This window comes from Moorena sp. SIO2C4, assembly GCF_010672485.1.
In the GTDB taxonomy this organism is placed as follows: Bacteria; Cyanobacteriota; Cyanobacteriia; order Cyanobacteriales; family Coleofasciculaceae; genus Moorena; species Moorena producens.
In genome coordinates this window covers 1-1,300 of sequence record NZ_JAAHGN010001487.1, presented here as the reverse complement: position 1 = coordinate 1,300, position 1,300 = coordinate 1, and the positions used below count along the sequence as shown (strand labels likewise).

At 39.8% G+C, this 1,300-nt stretch carries 1 protein-coding gene and 1 pseudogene; one reads left to right on the top strand and one right to left on the bottom strand.

The features are described from left to right. Positions 1–645, bottom strand: a 645-nt coding sequence (locus F6K20_RS38850) for an RNA-guided endonuclease InsQ/TnpB family protein (protein WP_287298489.1), incomplete at its 3' end; no start/stop codon positions are given. A 52-nt stretch (positions 646–697) separates the two neighbouring features. On the opposite strand from F6K20_RS38850, the pseudogene tnpA reads away from it, so the two are divergent. Beyond that, positions 698–1,151, top strand: a pseudogene (gene tnpA / locus F6K20_RS38845) (IS200/IS605 family transposase). Positions 1,152–1,300: the final 149 nt, after the last annotated feature.

The following is a 1,300-nucleotide window of genomic DNA, read 5'->3' as shown; positions in this document are numbered from 1 at the left end:
AATAATGTCATCAGGGTTGAACTCCGGCACTGACTTATCCTCTAGGCTCAGGTTGCAGTACCATCCGTCAGCTTTCCTTGTAATTGATAGCTGTTTTAAGTTTGCACTATCAGGTAACGGTCTGTGTCTTCTCAGCTTAATCAAACCAATTTTAGGAACTTGAACAAACAACCATTTTCCGTTAACAGTACAGAACTTTAACCAAGAATTATCAGCATTTGGAAAGTTTAACGTCCGATATCTGGCAACATTCTTAAATCGAGGCTTGCCACTGCGTTTACCATTTTTGTCCCCTGCTATAAACCTGTTAAAAGCGTTTTTTACTCTTGTACAGACATCTTGCAAAACAGTTGAATACACCTCAGTAAAGTCTATCAACTCTCCAGACCATCCAATCTTAACCAAGTCTTTCTTGATAACTGGAAGTTGCTTTTTCTGGCTGTAGAAATTGGGCTGATCTTTAAGCTCCGGAAGGTAAAAGATTAATGGACAGGCATTGACCGGACATCTATTTTTATCCCACCAATCAAAACGCTCACCCAACATCCGGTTATACCAATATCGACCAACAACTCGCAGCCACTCGTTCAGTGTGAGTGTTTGTTGAGTCTCTGGATATAGTCGATATTGATACGTGTATTTCATTGGTGTTAACTTTTAAGCTACACTGATTATAGTAGACAACAGCAGGATTTTTATGAATAATGACTTTTTATCTAAGGGTCGGTCTGTCTGTGACCTTAAAGCTCATCTCGTCAAGACGACCAAGTATCGTCGCCAAGTCTTTACTGGTGAGATGATTAGCCGTTTACATGAAATTTTTGAAAACTTACTTGAACAACAAGAATGATCGCTTGTTAGCCTTGATGGGGAAAAAGACCATGTTCACCTGCTGTTCCAGTATCACCCTGACATTCACCTGAGTAAACTGGTTAACTCATTGAAGAGTGTCTCAAGCCGAAAAATAAGAGTAGAATTTAGTGAACAACTAGCCAGAATCTACTACAAAAAACCTGCACAAGTGGAATAGTTCTTACTTTATTGCTAGTTGTGGTGGCGTTACTATTTCTACTCTTAAAAAGTACATTGAAAACCAAGACACTCCTGAGATGAGCAACAAAGACCCTGCACAAAATTCATCCCGGAGATGAAACCTTAGAATAGTGGAGCCTTACTACAAAAAGATTTAACCCTTAACTCACAGACTGCCAACTATAAAGGCTCCACTATTCTTGCGGTAACTTCTGACCACGCTCACGCTACGCTTTGAGACGTGGGATGAATTTTGTCAGAAGCTAAA